The sequence below is a fragment of the Streptomyces sp. NPDC053560 genome (assembly GCF_044544605.1).
In the GTDB taxonomy this organism is placed as follows: domain Bacteria; phylum Actinomycetota; class Actinomycetes; order Streptomycetales; family Streptomycetaceae; genus Streptomyces.
In genome coordinates this window covers 197821-221887 of the sequence record NZ_JBITXI010000005.1, presented here as the reverse complement: position 1 = coordinate 221887, position 24067 = coordinate 197821, and the positions used below count along the sequence as shown (strand labels likewise).

22 protein-coding genes and 1 tRNA gene are annotated in these 24067 nt (G+C 72.6%); 11 read left to right on the top strand and 12 right to left on the bottom strand.

Going from position 1 to position 24067, the window contains the following annotated elements; all coding sequences use genetic code 11:
* Positions 1 to 81 precede the first annotated feature (81 nt).
* The gene (locus ACIGQF_RS13610) at positions 82 to 1587 is read right to left on the bottom strand and encodes a potassium/proton antiporter (protein ID WP_399710134.1); all 1506 of its coding nucleotides are present in this window, start codon (positions 1585 to 1587) and stop codon (positions 82 to 84) included.
* Positions 1588 to 1784: 197 nt separating this feature from the next.
* Here ACIGQF_RS13610 and ACIGQF_RS13605 point away from each other — a divergent pair, with 197 nt between their 5' ends.
* Positions 1785 to 4493 (top strand): penicillin acylase family protein, encoded by a 2709-nt coding sequence (locus ACIGQF_RS13605; RefSeq protein ID WP_399709311.1) that lies wholly within the window; start codon positions 1785 to 1787, stop codon positions 4491 to 4493.
* Between the two features lie 109 nt (positions 4494 to 4602).
* Here ACIGQF_RS13605 and ACIGQF_RS13600 read toward each other — a convergent pair whose 3' ends face one another.
* Positions 4603 to 5235: a 5-formyltetrahydrofolate cyclo-ligase gene (locus ACIGQF_RS13600; protein WP_361558627.1), complete on the bottom strand. Its 633-nt coding sequence runs from the start codon at positions 5233 to 5235 to the stop codon at positions 4603 to 4605.
* A gap of 56 nt (positions 5236 to 5291) precedes the next feature.
* On the opposite strand from ACIGQF_RS13600, the gene galU reads away from it, so the two are divergent.
* From galU to ACIGQF_RS13565, 7 genes are all read left to right on the top strand, one after another.
* Positions 5292 to 6194 carry a UTP--glucose-1-phosphate uridylyltransferase GalU gene (galU, locus tag ACIGQF_RS13595; protein ID WP_399709307.1) on the top strand — a complete coding sequence of 301 codons (903 nt, stop codon included), beginning with the start codon at positions 5292 to 5294 and terminating at the stop codon, positions 6192 to 6194.
* A gap of 4 nt (positions 6195 to 6198) precedes the next feature.
* Positions 6199 to 7521: a gephyrin-like molybdotransferase Glp gene (gene glp / locus ACIGQF_RS13590; RefSeq protein ID WP_399709304.1), complete on the top strand. Its 1323-nt coding sequence runs from the start codon at positions 6199 to 6201 to the stop codon at positions 7519 to 7521.
* 114 nt (positions 7522 to 7635) lie between these two features.
* Positions 7636 to 8148, top strand: a complete 513-nt coding sequence (moaC, locus tag ACIGQF_RS13585) for a cyclic pyranopterin monophosphate synthase MoaC (protein ID WP_399709301.1) — start codon at positions 7636 to 7638, stop codon at positions 8146 to 8148.
* A 44-nt stretch (positions 8149 to 8192) separates the two neighbouring features.
* Complete coding sequence (locus ACIGQF_RS13580) at positions 8193 to 8675, top strand: molybdenum cofactor biosynthesis protein B (protein ID WP_399710132.1); 483 nt, start codon at positions 8193 to 8195, stop codon at positions 8673 to 8675.
* Entirely contained in the window at positions 8672 to 9304 is a 633-nt protein-coding gene (locus ACIGQF_RS13575; RefSeq protein WP_361558848.1) for a GNAT family protein, read from the top strand. The genes ACIGQF_RS13580 and ACIGQF_RS13575 overlap by 4 nt, the downstream gene beginning before the upstream one ends.
* A 151-nt stretch (positions 9305 to 9455) precedes the next feature.
* Entirely contained in the window at positions 9456 to 10592 is a 1137-nt protein-coding gene (gene glpR / locus ACIGQF_RS13570; protein WP_399709298.1) for a gephyrin-like molybdotransferase receptor GlpR, read from the top strand.
* Between the two features lie 75 nt (positions 10593 to 10667).
* Positions 10668 to 10740: transfer RNA gene (locus tag ACIGQF_RS13565), tRNA-Ala, on the top strand.
* 261 nt (positions 10741 to 11001) lie between these two features.
* Here the strand turns inward: ACIGQF_RS13565 and ACIGQF_RS13560 are convergent.
* The 3 genes from ACIGQF_RS13560 to ACIGQF_RS13550 all read right to left on the bottom strand — a co-directional run bounded on the left by ACIGQF_RS13560 (position 11002) and on the right by ACIGQF_RS13550 (position 13272).
* Positions 11002 to 11895: a DUF2637 domain-containing protein gene (locus ACIGQF_RS13560; protein ID WP_399709295.1), complete on the bottom strand. Its 894-nt coding sequence runs from the start codon at positions 11893 to 11895 to the stop codon at positions 11002 to 11004.
* An 84-nt stretch (positions 11896 to 11979) separates the two neighbouring features.
* On the bottom strand, positions 11980 to 12189 hold the full coding sequence (locus ACIGQF_RS13555) for a hypothetical protein (RefSeq protein WP_399709293.1): 210 nt from the start codon (positions 12187 to 12189) through the stop codon (positions 11980 to 11982).
* 567 nt (positions 12190 to 12756) lie between these two features.
* On the bottom strand, positions 12757 to 13272 hold the full coding sequence (locus ACIGQF_RS13550; protein ID WP_361558651.1) for a M23 family metallopeptidase: 516 nt from the start codon (positions 13270 to 13272) through the stop codon (positions 12757 to 12759).
* Between the two features lie 210 nt (positions 13273 to 13482).
* Here ACIGQF_RS13550 and ACIGQF_RS13545 point away from each other — a divergent pair, with 210 nt between their 5' ends.
* Positions 13483 to 16536 (top strand): alpha-mannosidase, encoded by a 3054-nt coding sequence (locus ACIGQF_RS13545; RefSeq protein WP_399709289.1) that lies wholly within the window; start codon positions 13483 to 13485, stop codon positions 16534 to 16536.
* Here ACIGQF_RS13545 and ACIGQF_RS13540 read toward each other — a convergent pair.
* On the bottom strand, positions 16533 to 16997 hold the full coding sequence (locus tag ACIGQF_RS13540) for a hypothetical protein (protein WP_399709286.1): 465 nt from the start codon (positions 16995 to 16997) through the stop codon (positions 16533 to 16535). The genes ACIGQF_RS13545 and ACIGQF_RS13540 overlap by 4 nt on opposite strands.
* 131 nt (positions 16998 to 17128) lie before the next feature.
* Between ACIGQF_RS13540 and ACIGQF_RS13535 the strand changes: the two genes are divergently transcribed.
* Positions 17129 to 17989, top strand: a complete 861-nt coding sequence (locus ACIGQF_RS13535) for a helix-turn-helix domain-containing protein (protein WP_399709284.1) — start codon at positions 17129 to 17131, stop codon at positions 17987 to 17989.
* Here the strand turns inward: ACIGQF_RS13535 and ACIGQF_RS13530 are convergent.
* The 6 genes from ACIGQF_RS13530 to ACIGQF_RS13505 form a co-directional block, all read right to left on the bottom strand.
* On the bottom strand, positions 17986 to 19269 hold the full coding sequence (locus ACIGQF_RS13530) for a glycosyltransferase (RefSeq protein ID WP_399709281.1): 1284 nt from the start codon (positions 19267 to 19269) through the stop codon (positions 17986 to 17988). The genes ACIGQF_RS13535 and ACIGQF_RS13530 overlap by 4 nt on opposite strands.
* The gene (locus tag ACIGQF_RS13525; protein WP_399709278.1) at positions 19269 to 20078 is read right to left on the bottom strand and encodes a MerR family transcriptional regulator; all 810 of its coding nucleotides are present in this window, start codon (positions 20076 to 20078) and stop codon (positions 19269 to 19271) included. The genes ACIGQF_RS13530 and ACIGQF_RS13525 overlap by 1 nt, the downstream gene beginning before the upstream one ends.
* Before the next feature lie 86 nt (positions 20079 to 20164).
* A complete protein-coding gene (locus ACIGQF_RS13520; RefSeq protein ID WP_399709275.1) occupies positions 20165 to 20551 on the bottom strand; it encodes a GntR family transcriptional regulator in 387 nt (128 codons plus the stop codon).
* Positions 20552 to 20588: 37 nt separating this feature from the next.
* Entirely contained in the window at positions 20589 to 21569 is a 981-nt protein-coding gene (locus ACIGQF_RS13515; RefSeq protein WP_399709272.1) for an ABC transporter permease, read from the bottom strand.
* Positions 21566 to 22522 (bottom strand): ABC transporter ATP-binding protein, encoded by a 957-nt coding sequence (locus ACIGQF_RS13510; protein WP_399709269.1) that lies wholly within the window; start codon positions 22520 to 22522, stop codon positions 21566 to 21568. The genes ACIGQF_RS13515 and ACIGQF_RS13510 overlap by 4 nt, the downstream gene beginning before the upstream one ends.
* 107 nt (positions 22523 to 22629) lie before the next feature.
* On the bottom strand, positions 22630 to 23106 hold the full coding sequence (locus tag ACIGQF_RS13505; protein ID WP_399709266.1) for a GNAT family N-acetyltransferase: 477 nt from the start codon (positions 23104 to 23106) through the stop codon (positions 22630 to 22632).
* A gap of 67 nt (positions 23107 to 23173) precedes the next feature.
* Here ACIGQF_RS13505 and ACIGQF_RS13500 point away from each other — a divergent pair, with 67 nt between their 5' ends.
* Positions 23174 to 23971: an exodeoxyribonuclease III gene (locus tag ACIGQF_RS13500; protein ID WP_399709263.1), complete on the top strand. Its 798-nt coding sequence runs from the start codon at positions 23174 to 23176 to the stop codon at positions 23969 to 23971.
* The last annotated feature ends 96 nt before the right edge of the window (positions 23972 to 24067 follow it).

The following is a 24067-nucleotide window of genomic DNA, read 5'->3' as shown; positions in this document are numbered from 1 at the left end:
CCCACACCTGGGAACGTCCGGGCGGTGTTCAGTCCTTGAGGGCGAGGGCTTTGGCCGCCTCGGGAGGGGCGGGGCCGCCCCTCATCTCCGGGGTGCGGACGCCCCGCTCGTCCCGAGCCAGCCCGCCAGCTTGCCGCCCTGGGAGACCGCCTGGAGGCGCCGCTCGGCGGCGTCCCGAACCGGGTCGGTGGCGACGACCAGGAGCTCGTCGCCGCGCCGCAGGACGGTCGTGGGGGACGGTACGAAGCTCGTGCCGTCCCGGACCACCAGGGTGACCGCGGAGCCGGCCGGCAGCCGCAGCTCGGCGATCTCCACGCCGTGCATCCGCGACTTGGGACCGATCGCGGTCGACAGGAGATGGCCGCGCAGCCGCTCCAGGGGCGCGGACTCGATACCGAGGTCGGCGGCCTCCTCCTTGTCGCCGATCCGCAGCCGCCGGGCCAGCCAGGGCAGCGTCGGTCCCTGCACGAGGGTGTAGACGACCACGAGGACGAACACGATGTTGAAGACACGTTCACTCTCGGGGACCTTGCCGACCATCGGGATCGTCGCCAGCACGATGGGTACGGCGCCGCGCAGCCCCGCCCACGAGAGCAGCGTCTGCTCGCGCCACGCCATGTGGAAGGGCCGCAGGGTGAGCACTACGGAGAGCGGGCGGGCGACCAGCGTCAGTATCAGTCCGATGACGATCGCGGGCAGGATGTCGTCGCCCAGGTTGTGCGGCGTGACGAGCAGGCCGAGCAGGATGAACATGCCGATCTGGCCGAGCCAGCCCAGCCCCTCCGCGAAGCCCCGAGTGGCAGCGGAGTGCGGCAGCTTGGAGTTCCCGAGCACCATCGACGCCAGGTAGACCGCGAGGAAGCCGGAGCCGTGCGCGAGGGCGCCCGCGGCGTACGCGGAGACGGCGATGGCCATGACGGCGATCGGGTACAGGCCGGAGGCCGGCAGCGCCACGCGCCGCATGCCGAACGCGCCGAGCCAGCCGATCGCCAGGCCGATCGCGGCGCCGATGGCCAGCTCCAGGGCGATCTCGCCGATGAGGACGTACCAGTGCTCCACCGGGCCCGCGGTGGAGAACGCGACGACCAGGATGACCACGGGGGCGTCGTTGAAGCCCGATTCGGCCTCCAGGACGCCCGTGAGGCGGGCCGGCAGCGGCACGCTGCGCAGCACCGAGAAGACCGCAGCGGCGTCGGTGGAGGAGACCACCGCGCCGATGAGGAGCGCCTGCCGCCACTCCAGCCCGACCAGATAGTGCGCACCGGCCGCGGTGACCCCCACGCTCACCGCGACACCGAGGGTGGAGAGCAGCGCGGCCTGGGGCAGGGCCGGTCTGATCTCTTTCCACTTCGTGCCGAGACCGCCTTCGGCCAGGATCACCACAAGGGCGGCATAGCCGAGGATCTGGGTCAGTTCGGCATTGCTGAAGCGGACTCCGATGCCGTCCGCCCCTATGGCGACGCCGATCCCCAAGTAGATGAGCAGGCTGGGGAGCCCGCTGCGCGAGGAGATCCGTACGGCCGCCACGGCGATGAGCAGCACGAAGGAGCAGACCAGCAGGAGTTCGTTGAGGCGGTCGACAGTCAGGGGCCGGGTCCTTCCAGGTTGCTGTCCGGGCGGATGTGGTCCTCCCGGGATTTTACTTACTATATCTAGTTACTGACCCTAACAATTTACCATTGCTTGAACATCGGGGCCGTTGGTGGTGACTCCGCGTAGGGGTCGCCGATCCGGTGCGCCTATGGTTGCTCCAGCACTCCCACCCTGCCCCTCGAAGGACAGAGATGCCCGCCAACAAGTCCGGCCCCGCTCCGAAGAAAAAGGGGCGGCGCGCCCGCCTCGTCGTCATCTTGGTCGTGCTTCTGCTCGTGGCGGGCGTCGGCTACGGGACGTTCTGGGGCGTGAGCACCGTCCGCGCCTCCTATCCGGAGACCACCGGGTCCCTGAAGATGCCGGGTCTTTCCAGCCCGGTGGACGTCATGCGGGACGGCAACGGCATCCCGCAGATCTACGCCGACACCGATGAGGACCTCTTCCGCGCCCAGGGCTACGTCCAGGCCCAGGACCGCTTCTGGGAGATGGACGTCCGGCGCCACATGACGTCCGGCCGCCTCTCCGAGATGTTCGGCAAGAGCCAGGTGAAGACCGACTCGTTCCTGCGCACCCTCGGCTGGCACGAGACCGCGCAGAAGGAGTACGACACCAAGCTGTCGGCGAGCACGAAGAAGTACCTTGACGCCTACTCCGCAGGGGTCAACGCCTACCTGGAGGACCACGAAGGCTCGGCGCTGTCCCTCGAATACGCGGCGCTCGGCCTGCAGAACGACTACAAGCCCGGCAAGTGGAAGCCGGCCGACTCCGTGGCCTGGCTCAAGGCCATGGCCTGGGACCTGCGCGGCAACATGCAGGAAGAGATCGACCGGTCCCTGATGACGAGCCGCTTCTCGCAGAAGCAGATCGCCGAGCTCTACCCGTCGTACCCGTACGACCGCAACAAGCCGATCGTCCAGGGCGGCGCCGTCGACCCGGCGACCAAGGAGTTCGACCCCGAGGCCACCGCGAGCGGCACCCAGTCCGCGGCCGGCGCCGCCGGGGCCCTTCAGAGCCAGCTCTCCTCGCTCTCGAAGACGCTCGACGACGTACCCGCGCTGCTCGGCCCGAACGGCAACGGCATCGGGTCCAACTCCTGGGTGGTCTCCGGCAAGCACACCACCACCGGCAAGCCGCTGCTGGCCAACGACCCGCACCTGGCGCCCCAGATGCCCTCGCTCTGGTACCAGATGGGCCTGCACTGCCGATCACAGAGTCCGAACTGCAACTACAACGTCTCCGGCTTCACGTTCTCCGGCATGCCGGGCGTCGTCATCGGCCACAACCAGGACATCTCCTGGGGCATGACCAACCTCGGGGCCGACGTCTCCGACCTGTACCTGGAGAAGGTCAGCGAGAACGGCTACCTCTACGACGACCGTGAGGTGCCCTTCACGACCCGCAAGGAGACCATCAAGGTCGCCGGCGGCTCCGACCGGACGATCACCGTGCGGTCGACCAACAACGGGCCCGTGGTCTCCGACCGCGACGACGAGCTGGCCAAGGTCGGCAAGGACGCCCCCGTGGGCAACGCCGCGCCCGACCGCGGCGACGGCTACGCCATCTCCCTGAAGTGGACCGCGCTCAGTCCCGGCCGCTCCATGGACGCCGTGTTCGAGATGAACCGGGCGTCGGACTGGAACGGGTTCCGCAAGGCGGCGCGCAACTTCGAGGTGCCGTCGCAGAACCTGATCTACGCCGACACCAAGGGCAACATCGGCTACCAGGCGCCGGGCCGCATCCCCGTACGCGGCAAGGGCGACGGCTCGCTGCCCGCGCCCGGCTGGGACCCCGCCTACAAGTGGGACGGCTACATCCCGCAGTCCGCGCTGCCCTGGGAGCTCAACCCCAAGAGCGGCTACATCGTCACCGCCAACCAGGCCGTGATCGACCAGGACAAGTACCCGTACCTGCTCACCCGGGACTGGGGCTACGGGGCGCGCAGCCAGCGGATCGACGACCTGATCAAGTCGAAGATCAAGGACGGCGGCAAGATCTCCACGCACGACATGCAGACCATGCAGCTGGACAACAGCAGCGAGATCGCCGAACTGCTCACGCCGTACCTGCTGAAGCTCGACGTCAAGGACAAGTACGTCCGCGAGGCGCAGCAGCTCCTGGAGGGCTGGAACTACACCCAGGAGTCCGACTCGGCGGCGGCCGCGTACTTCAACGCGGTCTGGCGCAACACCCTCAAGCTGGCCTTCGGCGACAAGATGCCCAAGGAGCTGCGCGTCGAGGGGCAGTGCCTGACGGTCCACCCGGCGAACTCCACCGGCCCGGCCGACGACCTGCAGAAGTGGGTCCGCGAGTGCGGTGAGCGCGCCAAGGACTCAGCCCAGCCCGACGGCGGCGACCGCTGGTTCGAGGTCGTACGGAAGATCCTCGACGACCCGGACAACGACTGGTGGAAGACCGAGGACCGACCCGGCCGCCCCGGTGACAAGAACCGCGACCAGCTCCTCGCGCACGCCATGCAGGACGCGCGCTACGAGCTGACCGCGAAGCTCGGCAAGAACATCAACACCTGGAGCTGGGGCCGCCTGCACCAGCTGACGCTGAAGAACCAGACCCTCGGTACGGACGGCCCCGGCATGCTGCAGGGCCTGTTCAACCGCGGCCCCTGGAACCTCGGCGGCGGCGAGGCGGCCGTGGACGCCACCGGCTGGAACGCGGCCGGCGGCTACCAGGTCGTCTGGGTGCCCTCGATGCGGATGGTCGTCAACCTCGCCGACCTCGACAAGTCGCGGTGGATCAACCTCACCGGCGCCTCGGGGCACGCGTACAACGCCCACTACGACGACCAGACCGGCAAGTGGGTCAAGGGCGAACTGCTGCCCTGGGCCTTCTCCGAGAAGGCCGTCAAGGCAGCGGCGAAGGACACGCTGACGCTGTCCCCGTGACGTCGCCGCCGGCGCGCTGCGCCGGCCGCACGAGACCGGCCGCCGGGCCGTCCCGAGAAGATCGGGGCGGCCCGGCGGCCGTCGTTCCGGCCCTGCGCGGCCGTCGTGCTCAGGCCCCCTCGGGCGCCACCGTGAAGCGGTGCACCCCCGACGGCGTCACCGCCGCCTGCACCGGCCGGTCGTGCGCCTCGGCCGGCACCTCCGCCAGCACCTCGCCGTCGTACAGCAGCACCACCAGCGCGGGCGTGGCGCCGGCGCGTTCCAGCCGCGCCAGGACCCGGTCGTAACTGCCGCCCCCGCGGCCGAGACGCAGCCCCCGCCGGTCCACCGCGAGACCCGGCAGAAGCACCGCTTCCGCCTCCGTGACGGCCTCCGGGCCGAGTCGGGGCCCCGCCGGCTCCAGCAGTCCCCGTCCGGCCTTCACGAGCCGCTCAGGGCCCTCGTACGCCGCCCAGTCCAGGTCGTTGTCGGGCAGCAGGACCGGTAGCAGCACGCGCACGCCGGTCTCCCGCAGCCGGTCGAGCAGCGCGCGGGTGGACGGCTCCCGGCCGACGGACACGTACGCCGCGACCGTCCGGGCCTCCGCCAACTCCTCGAGCTGCAGTGCCCGCTCGGACAGAACCGATCCGGTCGCCGACACGTCATCCCTAGGAAACGAGTTCCTCACCTCGATGAGGTCTTGTCGCAACGCGCGCTTTCTAGCGTCATTCGTGGTCACTGTGCGCCCTTGCTCCACTCTCATGCGCCTTTTACCGGACCATCATGAAGCGTCACATAGCTCCGGTTATCGTGTGGCACATGACTGAATCGCGTACTCGGATCCGTAAGGCTGTCATCCCGGCGGCCGGTCTCGGCACCCGCTTCCTGCCCGCCACCAAGGCGACCCCGAAGGAAATGCTGCCGGTCGTCGACAAGCCAGCCATCCAGTACGTGGTGGAGGAAGCCGTCACCGCGGGGCTCTCCGACGTCCTGATGGTCACCGGCCGCAACAAGCGCCCGCTGGAGGACCACTTCGACCGCAACTACGAGCTCGAAGAGGCGCTGAGCCGCAAGGGCGACCAGTCGCGGCTCGCCCGCGTACAGGAGTCCAGCGACCTGGCGACGATGCACTACGTGCGCCAGGGCGACCCGCGCGGTCTGGGCCACGCGGTGCTGTGCGCCGCGCCGCACGTGGGCGACCAGCCCTTCGCCGTCCTCCTGGGCGACGACCTGATCGACCCCCGGGACCCGCTGCTGCGGCGCATGGTCGAGGTCCAGGAGGAGCACGGCGGTTCCGTCATCGCCCTCATGGAGGTCGACCCCGCCCAGATCGGCCTCTACGGATGCGCGGCCGCGACGCCCACCGGTGACGACGACGTCGTCACCGTCTCCGACCTGGTCGAGAAGCCGGACCCGGCCGACGCGCCCAGCAACCTCGCCATCATCGGCCGCTACGTGCTCGACCCCGCCGTCTTCGAGGTGCTGCGCAAGACCGAGCCGGGCCGCGGCGGAGAGATCCAGCTGACCGACGCCCTTCAGGCGCTCGCCGCCGACCCCTCGATCGGCGGCCCCGTGCACGGCGTCGTCTTCAAGGGCCGCCGCTATGACACCGGTGACCGTGGCGACTACCTGCGTGCCATTGTCAGACTGGCATGCGAACGTGAGGACCTGGGCCCGGACTTCAAGGCCTGGCTGCGCAGTTACGTCACCGAGGAGATGTAGGGCTTTGAGCGGGAGCGGCACCACCGACCGGACCAGCCACCACGACCGCGTCTGGTCGGTGGCCGACCACATGGACGACGTCCTCTCCAAGATCCGTCCGCTGGAGCCGATCGAGCTCCAGCTGCTGGACGCCCAGGGCTGCGTCCTGGTCGAGGACGTCACCGTGCCCGTCGCGCTGCCGCCCTTCGACAACAGCTCCATGGACGGCTACGCGGTACGCGTCGCCGACGTCGCGGGGGCGACCGAGGAGTTCCCCGCCGCGCTCACCGTCGTCGGTGACGTCGCGGCCGGCAGCGGCGACCTGCCCACCGTCGGACCCGGCGAGGCCGCCCGCATCATGACCGGCGCCCCGCTGCCCCCGGGGGCCGAGGCCGTCGTCCCCGTGGAGTGGACCGACGGCGGCACGGGCGGCGGCCCCGCCGCCACGATGCGCGCCCACAGCGCCGACCCCGCGGGCGCGAGCGGCGAGGTCCGGGTGCACCGCCCCGTGGAGGCGCGCGCCCACGTGCGCGCCCGGGGCAGCGACGTCACCGCGGGCGAGCCGGCGCTCGCCGCCGGCACGGTCCTCGGGCCGCCGCAGATCGCCCTGCTCGCCGCCATCGGCCGCGGCACGGTCAAGGTACGGCCGCGCCCCCGCGTCGTGGTCATGGGCACCGGCAGCGAGCTGGTCCAGCCCGGCGAGCCGCTCGGTCCCGGCCAGATCCACGATTCGAACAGCTTCGCGCTGACCGCGGCCGCCCGGGACGCCGGTGCCATCGCGTACCGGGTCGGCGCGGTCGCCGACGACGCCGAGACGCTGCGCGCCGCCATCGAGGACCAGCTCATCCGCGCCGACATCGTCGTCACCAGCGGCGGCGTCAGCGTCGGCGCCTACGACGTGGTCAAGGAGACGCTGGCGGACCTCTCCGGAGAGGAGGGCAGCGTGGAGTTCCGGAAGCTCGCCATGCAGCCGGGCAAGCCGCAGGGCTTCGGGCTCATCGGGCCCGACCGCACCCCGCTGCTCGCGCTCCCCGGCAATCCGGTCAGCTCCTACGTGTCCTTCGAACTGTTCGTGCGCCCCGCCATCCGCACCCTGATGGGCCTGCAGGACGTGCACCGCTTCACCGAGCGGGTCCGGTGCACCGAGGACATCACCTCCTCCCCGAAGGGCAAGCGGCAGTTCCTGCGCGGCCGACACGACCCGGTGTCCGGCACGGTCACCCCGGTCGGCGGCGCCAGCTCGCACCTCATCAAGGCGCTCGCGCACGCCAACTGCCTGATCGCGGTCCCCGAGGACGTCACGGAGGTGGCAGCGGGCGACGAGGTGGACGTGCTCCTGCTCGGCTAGCGCGCCGGTCCGGATCGGCCGTGTTCCCGTAGCGCCCGGCTGCCGGGGTGACGGCCGCCCCCTGCGGGTACGGTGTCGTCGCACAGGCGCGGCACGGTCCGGACCGGGAGAACGATGAGCAGCGGTCAGCAACACCTCACCCACATCGACGCGGCGGGCGCGGCCCGCATGGTCGACGTATCCGAGAAGGACGTCACGGCGCGCGTCGCCCGCGCCAGCGGACGGGTCCTCGTCGCGCCGCGCGTCGTCGAACTGCTGCGCGGTGAGGGTGTCCCGAAGGGTGACGCCCTCGCCACGGCACGCATCGCGGGCATCATGGGCGCCAAGCGCACCCCCGACCTGATCCCGCTCTGCCACCCGCTCGCCGTCTCCGGCGTGAAGGTAGACCTCGCGGTGGCCGACGACGCGGTGGAGATCCTGGCCACGGTGAAGACCACCGACCGCACCGGCGTGGAGATGGAGGCGCTGACCGCCGTCACGGTCGCCGCGCTGACGGTGATCGACATGGTCAAGGCCGTCGACAAGGGCGCCGTCATCACCGACGTACGGGTGGAGGAGAAGAGCGGCGGCAAGTCGGGCGTCTGGACGCGCGAGGGCGCGGCCGACCGTACGGAGGCGGGCGCGTGAGCGCCCACACGGACCCGGCCGGCCCGTCGCGCTCCTACCGGGCGATGGTCGTGACGGCCTCCAACCGCGCAGCCGCCGGGGTCTACGCCGACAAGGGCGGCCCGCTGATCGCCGAAGCGCTCACCGCGCTGGGCTTCGAGGTCGAGGGGCCCCGGGTGGTCCCGGACGGCGACCCCGTGGAGGACGCGCTGCGCGAGGCGGTGGCCGGCGGCCACGACGTGGTGGTCACCACCGGCGGTACCGGCATCTCGCCGACCGACGCGACACCGGAGGCCACCCGCCGGGTGCTCGACCACGAGGTCCCCGGCATCGCCGAGGCGATCCGCGCAGAGGGACTGGCCAAGGTGCCCACCGCGGCCCTCTCCCGGGGCCTGGCGGGCGTCGCGGGCCGCACCCTGATCGTGAACCTGCCCGGCTCCACCGGCGGCGTCCGGGACGGCCTCGCCGTACTGGAACGGCTCCTCGTGCACGCCGTCGAACAGCTCCGCGGGGGCGACCATCCGAGACCGGCCGGGAGCACGCACTGAACGCGCCCTGGCCGGTGGAGCTGGCGGACGGCGACACGGCCCTCCGCCCGATAAGGCTGCGCGACCAGCGGGCCTGGCGCGAGGTCAACCGGCGCAACCGCGACTGGCTGCGTCCGTGGGAGGCCACCATCCCGCCCGCGCCGCCCGGGGCGCCGCCGGTCCAGCGGCCGACCTACCGTCAGATGGTGCGGCACCTGCGCGCCGAGGCGCACGCGGGCCGCATGCTGCCGTTCGTCGTGGAGTACCGGGGCCGGCTCGCCGGACAGCTGACGGTCGCCGGGATCACATGGGGATCGATGTGTTCGGGCCATATCGGGTACTGGGTCGACGAAGGCGTCGCGGGGCGCGGCGTCATGCCCACCGCGGTCGCGCTCGCCGTCGACCACTGCTTCCGGACGGTCGGTCTGCACCGCATCGAGGTGTGCATTCGCCCCGAGAACGTGCCCAGTCGCCGGGTGGTGGAAAAGCTCGGCTTTCGCGAGGAGGGCCTGCGCCCCCGCTATCTGCACATCGACGGCGCCTGGCGCGACCACCTGGTTTTCGCGCTCACGGCCGAGGAAGTACCGGGCGGGCTGCTCGCGCGGTGGCACCGGGAGAAGCCCGGCACCTCAGGGACATCCCACAAATAAAATATGTGTTCGAATTAATCCATCAATTCGACACATTCACAGTGCGTTGATCGCAACAATCACAAAAAAAGTTCGAGATATCAGCCAGATCGTGCGACACACCGGCTCAATTGGCGGATGGCCCCGCTCAAACCCCTCTACCGTGTGAGGCGTGAGCAGCAGCGGCCTCATCTACGCAGTCATCGTCGGGGCCTGGGCCGCCTACTTGGTGCCGATGTGGCTCCGTAGGCAGGACGAGCTCAATGAGGCCCGTCCCACGGAGCGCTTCAGCACCGCCATCCGGCTCCTGTCCGGGCGGGCGGCGATGGAACGCCGGTACGCCAAGGGGCAGGAAGGGCGCTCGGCCGACGATGCGAGCGGGGAACGGGACCCGGACGGCCAGGCCGAAGAGGCCGGCGTCCGGTCCGCAAGCGCGCCCGTGGACGAGGACCGCCCGCCCGGCGGGCACCCCGCGGACGCCCGCGCCCCCGAAGAGCGCGAGGCGCCCACGACCGTCCAGCCCCAGGTGCCGGCGCAGCACCGCCCCTCGTCCGCCGAGCGCACGAAGCGGGCCCGGGTGCTCGCGCGCCGCCGCCGCACGATCACGGTGCTCTTCCTCGTCTTCACCGTCGGTGCGGTCGTCGCCGGCGTGGGCGGCATCACGTACCTGTGGGCGCCCGCCGTCCCGGCCGTCCTGCTGAGCGCGTACATCGTGTACCTCCGCGTACAGGAGCGCCGCCGGTTCGCCTTCACGATGGACCAGCGGCAGGCCGAGGTCGCCGCGCAACGGCTCCGGGAGGGCCGTGCCCGCCCTCCTCGGGCGGGGCTCCGTCCGGCCGGCGAGGAGAGCCCCGCCGCACCGGCCGCCCCCGTGCCTGAGCCGGTGGGCCCCGAGTCGGCGCCGAGCGTGAGCCGCCGCGCCCCCGCCGAGCGGCCCGAGCAGCAGCACCGCTCGACGGGCGCCGGCGACGGCGCGGGCTGGGACCCGGTCCCGGTACCGCTGCCCACGTACGTCACCGCTCCCGTGGCGCCGCGCTCCGGCGGCCCCGTCGACTTCGGCGCCGACGACGCCTGGAGCTCCGCCCGCTCAGGCATCGCGGGCGGCGCGGGACCCGCGGGTGCCGGCGCCCCGGCCGGACCGGCGCCCGGTGCCGGCGCGCCGGGTGCGGGCGGCGCCGGTGCCGATCAGCGTTCCGCCCCCGGCCGGGAGCGCCCGGCCGGCGGCCGTCGCGGCCGTACTCCGCTCTTCGACCAGTACGCCGCTCCGGCCGACGAGGGGCTGGACCGCCCCCGGGCGGCGAACGAGTGAGCCGCCATCCCTGACCAGCGCGGGAAGCGATTTCCGAGCACGGCAGGATGGATGCTAGAGTTTCACTCGTCGCAAGGGCCTGTGGCGCAGCTGGTAGCGCACCTCGTTCGCAACGAGGGGGTCAGGGGTTCGAATCCCCTCAGGTCCACCGACATCAGAGCCCCCGCCGGGAACACCGGCGGGGGCTCTGGTCGTTCTCGCTCGGGGCAATCGGCCTTGCGACGGGCAATCGGCCTTGCGACGGGTGATCGGTCTTGTGACGGGCGGTCGGCTGACGACGGAGCGGTCGTCGGCGGGGCGACGGGTGGTCCGTCCTGAGGCCGGATGCGCCGATGCGCGGGCCGGAGGGGGCCGGCCCGGCGCGGCCGGCCGGGATCTCGCGTGTGGTCGGGGTCCCGTGTGCGGTCGGTCAGGACCCCGTGCGCTGGCGGTGGTTGCCCTTGGCGTTCTGGGCGTGCCGGGCGACGACCGAGGGCGCGGGGGAGAGGTCCAGCTGGCGGACGAGCTGGTGGAAGCAGAGCAGGACCGTCACCGGCGGCAGCCCGGCCACGGTGATGCCGGCCGGCGTCGTCGGGGTGTGGGCGATGCACAGCAGCATGGCGACGGCCGCGAAGAAGATGACGACGAGCCAGGACTGCGCGGTACGACGGCGGTAGGCGCGGGCCCGCAGGATGGAGAGGGTGGCCGCGATCCAGGGGCCGTAGATGAGCAGCGGCCACAGGTCGGCGATGTGACGCGGGGCGACGCCGCCGGCCAGGGCGCGGAGCGAGGGGTAGGACGCCAGCGCGCCCAGGATGCTCACCGCGATGACGATCAGGGCGGTCAGCGTCACGGACGCCATGCTCAGCGCCCGCCGCCAGGACCAGTTGCGGGCGCACTTGCGGAGCAGCGACGTCTTGCGGTGCCGGGTGGGCGGCACGGCCGGGGTGGGCTGTGGGGCCGGCACGGGCTGCGGCGCCACCACGGGCTGTTCGGCCGTCTCCAGGAGCTGCGCGAGCTCGCCCTCCAGCTCCTCCACCACGGCGGCGTCCCAGCCGTCGGCCGTGTTGCCGAGCACCACGTCGTCCCGGAAGAGGGGCATGCCGGCGAACCCGGGAGCGAAGCCGGGGGCGGAGCCGAGTTCGTCGGCGGCCTGGCGCGGCAGCCGGTGCCGTCCGGAGCCGTCCTGGTATCCGGTGCCTTCCGGAAAGACGGGGCCGTCGCGGAAACCGGCGCCGTCGGGGAAACCGGGGCCGTCGGGGTGTCCGGGGCCGTCCGGGTAGCCGGAACCGCTCGGGTAGGGGACCTGCGGAGTGTCGTACACGTCGGCTCTCGTGGGGTTCGATGGGGACCGGGACCGGGGCGGGGCGGCCCGGACCGCAGGACGGCCGGGACCGGCGGGAGGCCCCTACCGTCTGATGCCTGGCGGGCGTTCCGCGCGGTCCCGCGGTCCCAGGGCGGACTCGATCCCGTCGAGGGCCGACAGCAGCACCTCCAGCAGGTCGCCGGTGTGCTCCAGCCGCACGCACTGCCCGGCACGCTCCAGGTGCACGTCCTGACCGGCGCCGGCCGGTCCGGCGACCGCTGAACTCAGCTGCCAGGCACCGAGTCGCCGCATTCGCGGAATGCTTGTCTCAGGCATACTCCGTCAACGAAGGAATCGGCGCGGAGAAACGTGGCATCCGGGTAATTCGAGTTTGATTTTACAGCTGTCGGGAATGCCTACCGGCTGATGTTTTTCTGCAATAGAAAGCCCTTGGGTAAATATGCTGAGCGGGCTCGTTCGGGAGTGGCGGGACCTCGCCCGCAGGCGAGGGGGCCCGACTCTGCCCGGTCCCGCCCGGCCCGTCGCCCCGGCCGGACCGCCGGCCGGCCGAGCGTCACGGCGATCACCGGGCGCGCCGGGCCGCCCCCGGAAATACCCCATTCGGCCGCCCGGCCGCGCAGATGAACGTGACATGTATTTGAGTGCAGAGGGGTGAGCGGGGCCCTGCTCGATATACCGATTTTCGGGTGGCGGCCCGAAAATGTCGGCGGCGCGCAGCACGTTGTGCGATTCGGCGCCGACGACCGGCGGCGGGGCCCTCCGACGGGGATCGGCCAATCCGGTGGTCCCGGACGGCACGCGGTCACCACCCGTCCCGGGGCCGGGGCCGGTCCGCGTCGGAGAGCGGCCCGCCCGGGCCTACTTCATGTGTACGCCGCGCCGGGAGAGGTACCGGAGCGGGTTGACGTCGTTTCCGTAGCCGCGCGCGTTGCGCACCTCGAAGTGCAGGTGCGGGCCGCTGGCCCGGCCGGTCGCACCGCTGGAGCCCAGCCGCGAACCGGCGCCCACCGAGCGGCCCGGGCGGACCGAGATCTTGGAGAGGTGGCCGTACACGATGTAGTGACCGTCGCGCATGCGAACGGTGACCGCCTTGCCGTAGGCACCGGAGCGCCGTGCCAGGACCACGGTGCCGGGCCCGACCGAGCGGACCCGGGAGCCGGTCGGTACGGCGAAGTCCACGCCCGTGTGGTGGCCGGCTGCCCAGTCGCCGCGCACGCCGTACGAGGAGGAGATGTAGTACGGCGCGGTGATCGGCCGGGCCCAGCCGCCTGCGGCCTTGGCCGCCGCGGGGCCTTGAGGGACCGTCAGCACCAGCGCGGAGGCGATCGCGGTGGGCACCGTGCCGAGCAGTGTCAGTTCCTTGAGCGCTGTCATAGGGGCGACCCCACCGTTTCCCGCGGCCCGTTGCAATGTGGAAACCCGCCGCACGGGTCAATGGCGTGGACCGATCGGTACGGCCGGACGCCGGGCGTGTCGCGGGCCCGGGAGGCGCGGGCCGTGCATAACGGGGCTCGCGCACCGGGCAGGGTGGAGGGAGGGCCGTACGCCCCGGGCCCGCCCCACGCCTCCCACCGGAGCCGCCGCATGCACGACGACCGCAGCATCGTGGAACACCGCCTCCGCCGCGTACTGGACGAACGCGTCAGGCCCGCCCTCCACAGCGCCTCCGTGCCGCTGGACGTGGGCCGCTGGGACGCGCCGGGCGAGCCGGTGCCGGTCGCGGAGGGGCTGGCGGCGCCGTACGCGCCGGCCGCGGCCGGTGACGCGTGGGGACCGGCCTGGGGCACCAGCTGGCTCCGGCTCACCGGGCGGGTGCCCGAGGAGTGGGCGGGGCGCGCGGTGGAGGCCGTACTGGACCTCGGCTTCGACCTGAACATGCCCGGCTTCCAGAGCGAGGGCCTGGTGTACCGCGCGAACGGCGAGGCGGTGAAGGCGCTCAACCCGCGCAACGCCTGGGTGCGGATCGGTGACCGGGTGGCGGGCGGCGAGGAGGTCGAGCTGTACGTCGAGGCCGCGGCCAATCCGGTGCTCAACGTTCAGCGGCCCACGTACGAAGGCGACCGGCTCACCTCCGGTGACGCCCCGCTCTACCGGCTGAACCGCCTGGACCTGGCCGTCTTCGAGCCCGTCGTCTGGGAGCTGATCCAGGACCTTGAGGTGCTGGGCGGGCTGATGGAGCAGCTTCCGGAGGACGACGCGCGCCGTCACGAGATCCTGCGCTCCCTCGAACGTGCCCTGGACACCCTCGACACCGACGACGTACCGGGCACCGCCGGGCGGGCCCGCGCCGAGCTGGCCGCCGCGCTCGACGCACCGGCCCGTGCGTCGGCGCACCGCCTCAGCGCCGTCGGGCACGCCCACATCGACTCGGCCTGGCTGTGGCCGCTGCGTGAGACCGTCCGCAAGGTCGCCCGGACCTGCGCCAACATGACGGCCCTCATGGACGACCACCCGGACTTCGTGTTCGCCATGTCCCAGGCCCAGCAGCTCGCCTGGATCAAGGAACACCGGCCCGAGGTCTTCGCCCGGGTGAAGAAGAAGATCGCGTCCGGGCAGTTCGTGCCGGTCGGCGGGATGTGGGTCGAGTCGGACACCAACATGGTCGGCGGGGAGGCCATGGCCCGGCAGTTCCTGTACGGGAAGCGGTTCTTCCTGGAGGAGTTCGGGATCGAGACCGAGGAGGTCTGGCTGCCGGACTCCTTCGGGTACACCGCCGCCATGCCCCAGCTCGTGAAGCTGGCCGGGGCCAAGTGGTTCCTCACCCAGAAGATCTCCTGGAGCCAGACCAACACCTTCCCGCACCACACGTTCTGGTGGGAGGGCATCGACGGCACCCGCGTCTTCACCCACTTCCCGCCCGTGGACACGTACAACAGCGAGCTGAGCGGTGGCGAGTTGGCGCACGCGGCGCGCAACTACCGCGAGAAGGGCCGCGGCACCCGCTCCCTCGTCCCCTTCGGGCACGGCGACGGCGGGGGCGGCGCCACCCGCGAGATGCTGGCGCGCGCCGAGCGCTTCCGTGACCTGGAGGGCGCACCCCGCGTCGAGATCGAGCGCCCCGCCGCCTTCTTCGAGAAGGCGCACGAGGAGTACGCGGAAGCGGCCCCCGTGTGGGTCGGCGAGCTGTACCTGGAGCTGCACCGCGGCACGTACACCTCGCAGGCGAAGACCAAGCAGGGCAACCGCTTCAGCGAGTCGCTGCTGCGCGAGGCGGAACTGTGGGCGGCGACCGCCGCGGTACGCGTGCCGGGGTACGCCTACCCGTACGACGCGCTGGAGCGGCTGTGGAAGACGGTGCTGCTCCACCAGTTCCACGACATCCTGCCCGGCTCGTCCATCGCCTGGGTGCACCGCGAGGCCCGGGAGACCTACGCCCGGGTCCACGCCGAGCTGCGGGACATCGCCGACGCCGCGCAGCGGGCGCTCGCGGGCTCCGGTGACGAGGAGATCGTGTTCAACGCGGCGCCGCACGCCCGGCGCGGCGTACCGGCCGGCGGCGCGGCCCGCGCGGTCACGGACCGGGACGCGCGGGTCACCGTGGCGGAGCGGCCGGGCGGCGGCTGGGTCCTCGCCAACGGTCTGCTGCGTGCCGAGATCGACGGCAGCGGGCTGCTGGTCTCCGCGTACGACCTGCGGGCCCGCCGCGAGACCCTGGCGCCCGGCCGGCCCGCGAACCTCCTCCAGCTCCACCCCGACCTGCCCAACTTCTGGGACGCCTGGGACCTCGACGCCTTCTACCGGCACCGGGTCACCGACCTGACGGACGCCGAGGAACTGCGGCTGGCCGCCGACGGGCCGGACGCGGCGACCGTCGAGGTGCGGCGCGTCTTCGGGAAGTCCACGGTCACCCAGACCCTCACCCTGCGGGCCGGCGCCGCGGTCCTGGACCTGACCGCCGATGTCGACTGGCACGAGCGGGAGAAGATCCTCAAGGCCGCCTTCCCGCTGGACGTGAAGGCCGACCGGTCCGCCGCCGAGACCCAGTTCGGCCATGTCCACCGGCCCACCCACACCAACACCTCGTGGGAGGCGGCCAAGTTCGAGATCTGCGCGCACCGCTGGATCCAGGTCGAGGAGCCCGGCTGGGGCGCGGCACTGGTCAACGACTCCACGTACGGGCACGACGTCACGCGTGACGTGCGCCGCGACGGTGGCCAGACCACCACCGTCCGGCTGTCCCTGCTGCGCGCCCCGCGCTACCCGGACCCGGAGACCGACCAGGGCCGGCACCGGCTGCGGTACGCGCTGGCGCCCGGCGCCGGGGCGCTGGACGCGGTGCGCGAGGGGCACCGGATCAACCTGCCGGAGCGCGCGGTGCGGGGCGCGCGGCCGGTCGAGCCGCTGGTGGGCGTGGACAACGACGCGGTGGTCGTGGAGGCGGTCAAGCTCGCCGAGGACCGCGGCGGCGACCTCGTCGTGCGGCTCTACGAAGCGGCCGGCGGCCGGGCCGGAGCCACGCTCACGGCTGGCTTCCCCGTCACCGCCGCGTACGCCACCGACCTGCTGGAACGGCCGCTCGCCGACACGCCCCCGTACGCCGTGGCGGACGGCGGGCGGGTGACCCTGGCACTGCGGCCGTTCCAGATCCTCACGCTGCGGCTCTCCCGGAACGGGCAGGGGGCTTCCGAGATCTCCTAGGCGGTGCGGACCCGGGCCTGCGCCGACCGGCGGATGCGGCGCAGGCCCAGGTACTCCAGGTCGGCGAAGACCGCGACGATCAGCGCGCCCGCGCCGAGGAACACCCGGCCGAAGCCGGTCAGCGGGACCAGGCCGGTGCAGGCAAGGACGGCGAACGCGACCCCGCACACGGCGTTCAGCGCGATCGCGGCGGCCACGAGGCGGGGCGGCAGCACCGGCATCCGGGCGAGCAGCCAGAAGGCCACGGCGCCGCAGACCATGCCGCACCCGGAAACCACCGCCAGCGCGCGCGGCATCCCCAGCGGGGTGGCGGTCAGCGCGCTCTCCACCAGCATCAATACCGCGAAGGCGGCCGTGCTGAGGCTGTCGGTCCGCAGCACCGTCCGCAGCAGCCAGGACGCGTCGCGGGCGGGGCTCTTCGGGGTGCCCGGAGCGGTGCGGGGCGAGGTCGAGGTGGTCATGCGGGCCTCCTTGGCCTACGGCGGTGCGTACGGGCCGTCCGTACGCACCGAACGGTGGCAAGGGGCGGGTGGGGCGGGCAATGACCTCCGAGGTCATGGACGCCGCGACCCGTCCCGCTAGGCTCACCGGCATGACCGCCCAACTCACCGACGCGGCAGGCGTGTCCGGCCGGGCCGCCGGTTCAGCGGACCGGCCGCGGGTCGGCACGATGCTGCGCGACTGGCGGCGCCGCCGCCGGCTCAGCCAGCTCGAACTTGCCCTGCTCGCCGGGAGTTCCGCCCGCCATCTGTCCTGCGTGGAGACCGGCCGGTCCCGCCCCAGCCGCGCCATGGTGCTGCGACTCGCCGACCACCTCGACGTACCGCTGCGGGAGCGCAACGGGCTGCTGCTCGCGGCCGGTTACGCGCCCGCCTACCGGGAGCGGTCGCTGGACGACGAGGGCCTGCGTTCCGTGCGCGGCGCCCTGGACATGATGCTGGCCGCCCACCGCCCGTACCCGGCCGTGGTCGTCGACCGCGGCTGGAACGTCGTCACCGGAAATCCCGCCATGGGCGTCCTCCTCGACGGCGTGCCCCCGGAGCTGCTCGCGCCCCCGGCCAACGTGGCCCGCCTGGCGCTGCACCCCGAAGGCCTCGCCGCCCGCTGCACCAACCTGCCCGAGGTGCGTGACCACTTCCTGGAGCGGCTGCACCGCCAGGCCGAGGCCACCGGCGACCCCGGACTGCGTGCGCTGTACGAGGAGGTGCGCGGCTACGCCCCCGAGGAGGCGACAGCCGCGCCCTCCGAGAGCGGCGCGGCCCCGCACACCCCGGAGGCCGTCGTCCCGCTGCGCTTCCGTACCCCGCACGGCGAACTGGCCCTGTTCAGCACCATGGCCGTCATCGGAGCCCCCAACGACGTCACCCTCTCCGAGCTGGCCATCGAACTCTTCTTCCCCCTCGACGACCACACGGCGCAGGTACTCCGCACCCTCGACGAGGCGGTCGGCTAGCCGGTCACCGGCCGCGCCGGGCCGCCCTCGGCGATCCGCTCGACCGCTCGCGCCACCCGCCCGGCGCCGTCCTCCGCGGCCATCCGGACCGCCGCCGCGCGGGCCCGCTCGCGCATCCCCGTGTCGTGTACCGCCGTCCTGATGGCGGCTGCCAGCCGGTCCACGGCGGACGGGCCGGTCAGGGAGGCGAGGGGGAGGGGTGCCGTGGCCGCGCCCAGCGCGGTCAGCCGGGCCGCCCAGAAGGGCTGGTCGGCGGTCACCGGTACAGGGACGGTGGGCACGCCCGCACGGAGGCCGGCCGCCGTGGTGCCGGCGCCGCAGTGGTGGACCACCGCTGCCGTGCCGGGGAAGAGGAGGGTGTGCGGCGCGTCGCCGATGGCCAGGATCCCGTCCGCCTGCTCGCCGGGGGCCAGCCCCGCCCAGCCCGCCTGCAGGATGCCGCGCACGCCGGCCCGGCGCAGGGCCCGCACGGTCAGCTCGCCCAGCCGCTCGCCCTCCCCGGCGGCCATGCTGCCGAAGCCGATGAAGACCGGCGGCGGTCCCGCCGCGAGAAAGTCCGCCAGGGCGGGGGACAGGCGGTCGTCCGGCGCCGCGTACGGCCACCAGTTGCCGGTCACCTCCAGGCCGGGGCGCCAGTCGCCCGGCCGGGGCACCAGCACCGGGCTGAAGCCGTGCAGCACCGGCCGGTCCGCCGCCTCCTCGCGGGCGCGCAGCGCGGAGAGTGCGGCGGGCGGCAGGCCGAGCCGGGTGCGCAGGGCGCGTACGGGGCCCGCGTACAGGCGGTCGACGACCTTCAGGGAGACCGCGCCCGCGAGGCGGTTGCCCCATCGGCCGAGCGCCCGCGCACCGCCCATGACCGGCGGGAACTCCCGGGTGGGATGGGTCGGCTGGAGGTAGGCGCCGAGGCTCGGGACGCCGGTGGCCTCGGAGAGCTGCCATCCGAGGGGGGCGGTAGTCGTGGAGAGCAGCAGCAGGTCGGCGCCGGGCGCCACGGCGTCGGCGAGGCCGCCCCCCAGCTCTTCGAGGAAGGCCGCGGCGCGGGCCATCAGGGCGTGCTGTCCGCGGGCCTTCTCAGGGCCCGCGCCCGTCGGCACGGGCGCGGCCCTCCGCGGGTCGGCGGGCAGGGCGCGGTGCTCCAGCCCGGCCGCCCGTACGGCGTCCGCGTACGCGTCGTGCGTGGCGAGCGCCACCTCGTGGCCCGCGGCCAGCAGCCGGACGCCGAGCCCGGTGTACGGGACCACGTCCCCGCGCGAACCGGCCGCCGTGATCAGGATCCGCATCACGCGTCCCCCTCGCCCACGGGAGCCGTGCCCGGCTCCGTACCGCGCCGCTCCGCGTTGGCGCGTACGGCGGTCAGCAGGTACGCGGCGAGGCCGGGCCGCTGTTCGGTGGGCGGGACGGTGAGCGCGAAGGCGCGCGGATCGGCGGCGAAGTCCTCGGCGATCCGGCAGTGCATGTCGGTGGGGCAGGGCGTGAACCAGCGGACGAGGTGCTGCCGGTGCTCCTCGGCGAGCGCCGCCGCGCGCTCTCCGTCGGCCGGTTCGCCCGCGTCGAACGCCGCGGTGAGCCGCTGCCGCCAGGCCGCCGACTCGGCCATGAGGCGCGCCCAGTCCTCCTTGGTGTGCGCGGCGGCCCGCGCCATCGAGCGCTGGTGTCCCTCGCTGTGCTGCCACTTCAGATGCGCCTCGGTGGCGTACGTGAGGTCGAACGAGACCTCACCGAAGACCGCGAACCGCTCCTCGGGGGTGAGCGCGACCCCGGTCTGCTGGACCTCCATGGCCCGCTCGGCGACCTCCGCCAGGCGTTGCAGCTTCGCCATCTGCTCGGTGAGCAGGCGGTGCCGGGCGCGCAGCCGCGCCAGCACGTTCGCCTCCGGGTCGGCGAGGACCGTCTTGATCTCCTCCAGGGAGAAGCCCAGTTCGCGGTAGAAGAGGATCTGCTGGAGCCGGGCCAGGTCGGCGTCGCCGTACTGGCGGTAGCCGGCCGGGCTGCGCTCGCTGGGCGAGAGCAGCCCGGTCCGGTCGTAGTGGTGCAGGGCGCGTACGGTCACGCCCGCGAAGCCGGAGACCTGCCCGACCGTGTAGCTCATGGAAGCCGCCTTCCGTCCCGGTGCGTCGCGCCCAGCGTGGTGCCTGACGTGACGTGAGGGTCAAGCGGTGCCCGGTACGGCAGCGCTCAACTCCGGGGGAAGCGCTCCTCCAGGACGGCGGCGAACAGCGCCTCCACGTCCTCGCGGTCCAGCTCCGCCGCGCGGGCCCGGTCCAGCCAGTCCGCCAGTTCGGCCCGGAGCGCCGCGTCGCCTTCGGACCCCGGCCGGGCGAGGGTGCGGCTCACGAAGGTGCCCAGGCCCGGACGTGGCTCCACCAGGCCCTCGCGCTCCAGCTCCCGGTACGCCTTGAGCGTGGTGTTCGGATTGACCTTCGTGGTGGCGGCGACCTGTGCTGCCGTCGGCAGCCGGTCGCCCTCCACGAGGGTGCCCAACCGCAGCGCCTGCCGGACCTGCTGGACGATCTGCTGGTACGTGGCCACGCCACTGCGCCGGTCGATGCGGAATTCGACCATGGTCAGCGCCTTTCCGCGCGGTGTGCGCCGTACGTGTTCAGAGCGGCCGCCGTCGGGTCCACTGGACGATGAACGCCACGATCAGCACGGTCGCCGACAGGAGGACAGCCGCGCCCCTCCACTGCATTATCGGCATCTGATCAAAGGTGAAGTACTCGATGATCTTGTGCACGATGCCGTTGTCGGCCATGCACGCGGCCTCGCTCTTGGCGTCGACGCAGGTGCCGAAGCCCAGCAGGCGGCCGTCGGAGGTGCCCAGCCACTGATCGTAGTTGAGCGCGGAGTCCGGGATCGCCGGGAAGTCGCCGGTCGCCGGACCGGTCCGCGTGCGGGGGGTGGTGAGGCGGACGCGGAGCCAGTCCCAGACGACCGAGGTGCCGAACGAGACGACGACCATCACCACCATCGCGGGGACCACGCGGCGGATGACCATGCCGACGGCGAAGCCGCAGGCGGTGATGAACAGGGCCATGGCGACGGGCACCGGGCCCGTGATGTCGAAGATGGTCCCGCCGAGCCAGTCGCCGTAGTTCACCAGCCGGCTCGCCGGCGACCACAGGCTGGTGAAGGCGACGGAGAGCAGAGTGGTGCAGACGAGGACGACCAGCAGGGGCAGCAGTACCGTCGCGGTGATCCAGCGGGTCCGCGGGACCGACTGCGTGGTGACCAGCCGCACGGTGCCGTGCTCCTGCTCGCCCGCGATGAGCGGGGCGGCGAGGAAGATGCCGAGGAGTGCGGGCAGGGAGGACAGCGCGTAGAGGCGGTCGAACACCGGCTTGAACGCCTCGTCGAACTTCTCGGCGTAGCGCGCGTCGTTGCCGTACCGCGAGACAAAGTCCACCACCTCGGCGCGCTGGTAGAGGCAGTACGCGCAGGCCACTACGGTGACGGCGGCCAGCAGCAGGAACGCCGTGCGGTTGCGGCGCCAGACCAGCCAGGTCAGGCCGTGCAGCGGGCCGCCGGTACCGGCCGGTGCGGCGTTGTCCGCGGTCTTCTTCGGACGGGTCAGCGTGGTCATGCCGCCTCCTGGCGGGTCTCGGGCCGGGCGGCGGTGGTGATCAGCGGCGGGGCGTCGGGCGCGCGGAGGTAGCCGAGCAGGACCTCCTCCAGGCCGGGCAGTGCGGTCTCCCACGGGCCGTCGGACACCTCGGCGCCCGGCGCGTCACCACGTACGAGAGCGGTGAACTGGCGGCCTGTGACGCGGCTCTCCACCACCGTGCAGGCCGCGGCCAGCTTCCGGGGCAGCGCGCCGTCCTCCGTCGCTCCCGTGACCACGGTGTGCGCGGGCAGCAGGTCGTCGGTGTCACCGGCCATCCGGAGCCGGCCGCCGGTCAGCACCAGCAGGAAGTCGCACATGTCCTCCAGCTCGGGGAGTACGTGGGAGGCCATGATCACGGTCGTGCCGTGCTCCGCGGCCTCGGCCATCAGCAGGCCGGACAGCTCGTGCCGGGCGAGCGGGTCGAGGTCGGCCATCGGCTCGTCGAGCAGCAGCAGCTTCGGGCGCTTGCCGAAGGCCAGCGCGAACGCGACCCGGGTGCGCTGGCCGCCGGACAGCGTGCCGATCTTCGCGGTCAGCGGGATGTCGCCCGAGCGCACGATCCGCTCGGCCGCCGCCCGGTCCCAGCCGGGATTCAGCTCGCGGCCCATCCGCAGGGTCTCGGCGACCGTGAACCGCTTGTACAGCGGCTTGTCCTGGGCCAGGAAGGCGAACCGGGTCAGCACGGCCGGGTCGGTGACCGGCACGCCGAACAGCTCCAGCGTGCCGGCGGTCGGCTGCACCAGACGGGTGGCCGCGCCGAGGAACGTGCTCTTGCCCGCGCCGTTCGGCCCGACCAGCGCGCAGATCCGGCCGGCCGGGACCCGGAAGGAGACGTCCTGCAGCGCCCATCCCCGCCGGTACTTCTTGCCCAGCCCGTGTGCCTCCACCGCCCAGCCACCGGACCCGTCGCCCCGCTCTGTCGGGTCGTGCATGCGCCGGCCCCCCTTCCTTGCTTCCACTAGTTCATTAGTGGAATGAGTATGGGAAGCGGCCCGGGCCGCTGTCAAACAAGATCTCGGGGAGGCCGGGCCGCCGCAGATCAGGGCTGCAGAGGTTTCCCCAGGTGGCGGCTGTCGTCGTAGTACCGGTAGTGCCCGAATTTCTCCACCGGGAGGTAGCCGCTGGACGCGTACAGCTCCAGCGCCTCCGGCTGCTTGATGCCCGTCTCCAGCACCATGCGGGTGCGCCCGGCCGCCCGCGCGTCGTCCTCCAGCGCGGCCAGGATGCGCCGCGCCAGCCCGCGGCCGCGCGCCTCGGCCGTCACGAACATCCGCTTGATCTCGGCGTCGCCGTCCGCGTACCCCTCGTCGCTGTCGTCCTGGGTGCGCCAGCCCCCGGTGGCCAGCGGCCGGCCGTCCTCGTATGCAAGGAGGTAGACGCCGTTCGGCGGTACGAACATCTCCGGATCGAGCGGTGTGATGTCGGGGTCGCCGTAGCGCAGCACGTATTCCTGCTGGACGAGCTCGTCGAGCTTCACGGCGTCGGGGTGGTCATAACGAACCGGACGAATCTCCATTCCGGAAATCGTACGGACGTCCGATGGGCGGGGCGAGCGTGATACCTGGGTCGGTTATCGTGCCCGGATGCTCACCGTCACCTCAGTAAACGTGAATGGCCTGCGAGCCGCCTCGAAGAAGGGCTTCGTGCCGTGGCTGGCGGAGACCCCCGCCGACGTCGTCTGCCTGCAGGAAGTGCGTGCCGAACTCGGACAGCTGCCGGCCGAGGTGCAGGCCCCGGAGGGCTGGCACGCCACGTACTGCCCGGCCGCGGCCAAGGGGCGCGCCGGTGTCGCGCTGCTGACCCGGCGGGAGCCGGACCGGGTGCGGGTGGGCTTCGGCTCGGCCGAGTTCGACACCAGCGGCCGCTACGTCGAGGCCGACCTGCCGGGCGTCACGGTCGCCAGCCTCTACCTGCCCTCCGGTGAGGTCGGCACCGAGCGGCAGGACGAGAAGGAACGCTTCATGGCGGAGTTCCTGCCGTACCTGGCGGAGCTGAAGGCCAAGGCGGCGGCGGACGGCCGCGAGGTCGTGGTCTGCGGCGACTGGAACATCGCCCACCAGGAGGCCGACCTGAAGAACTGGAAGGCCAACCAGAAGAAGGCCGGGTTCCTCCCCGAGGAGCGCGCCTGGCTCACCCGCGTCCTGGACGAGGCCGGCTACCGGGACGTCGTCCGCGCCCTCCACCCGGACGTCGCGGGCCCGTACTCCTGGTGGTCCTACCGCGGGAAGGCCTTCGACAACGACGCGGGCTGGCGCATCGACTACCAGATGGCCACCCCGGGCCTCGCGGACCGCGCCCGCAAGGCGTACGTCGAACGCGCCGCCTCCTACGACCAGCGCTGGTCCGACCACGCCCCGGTCACGGTGGTCTACGAGGTCTGAGACGGTGCGGAGCCGCCCGGGGCGAGGAGCCCCGGGCGGCTCGCGTGCGTTCACCCGCGTGTCCGAGTGCGGCACTCCAGCGCGCCGTTTCTTTCA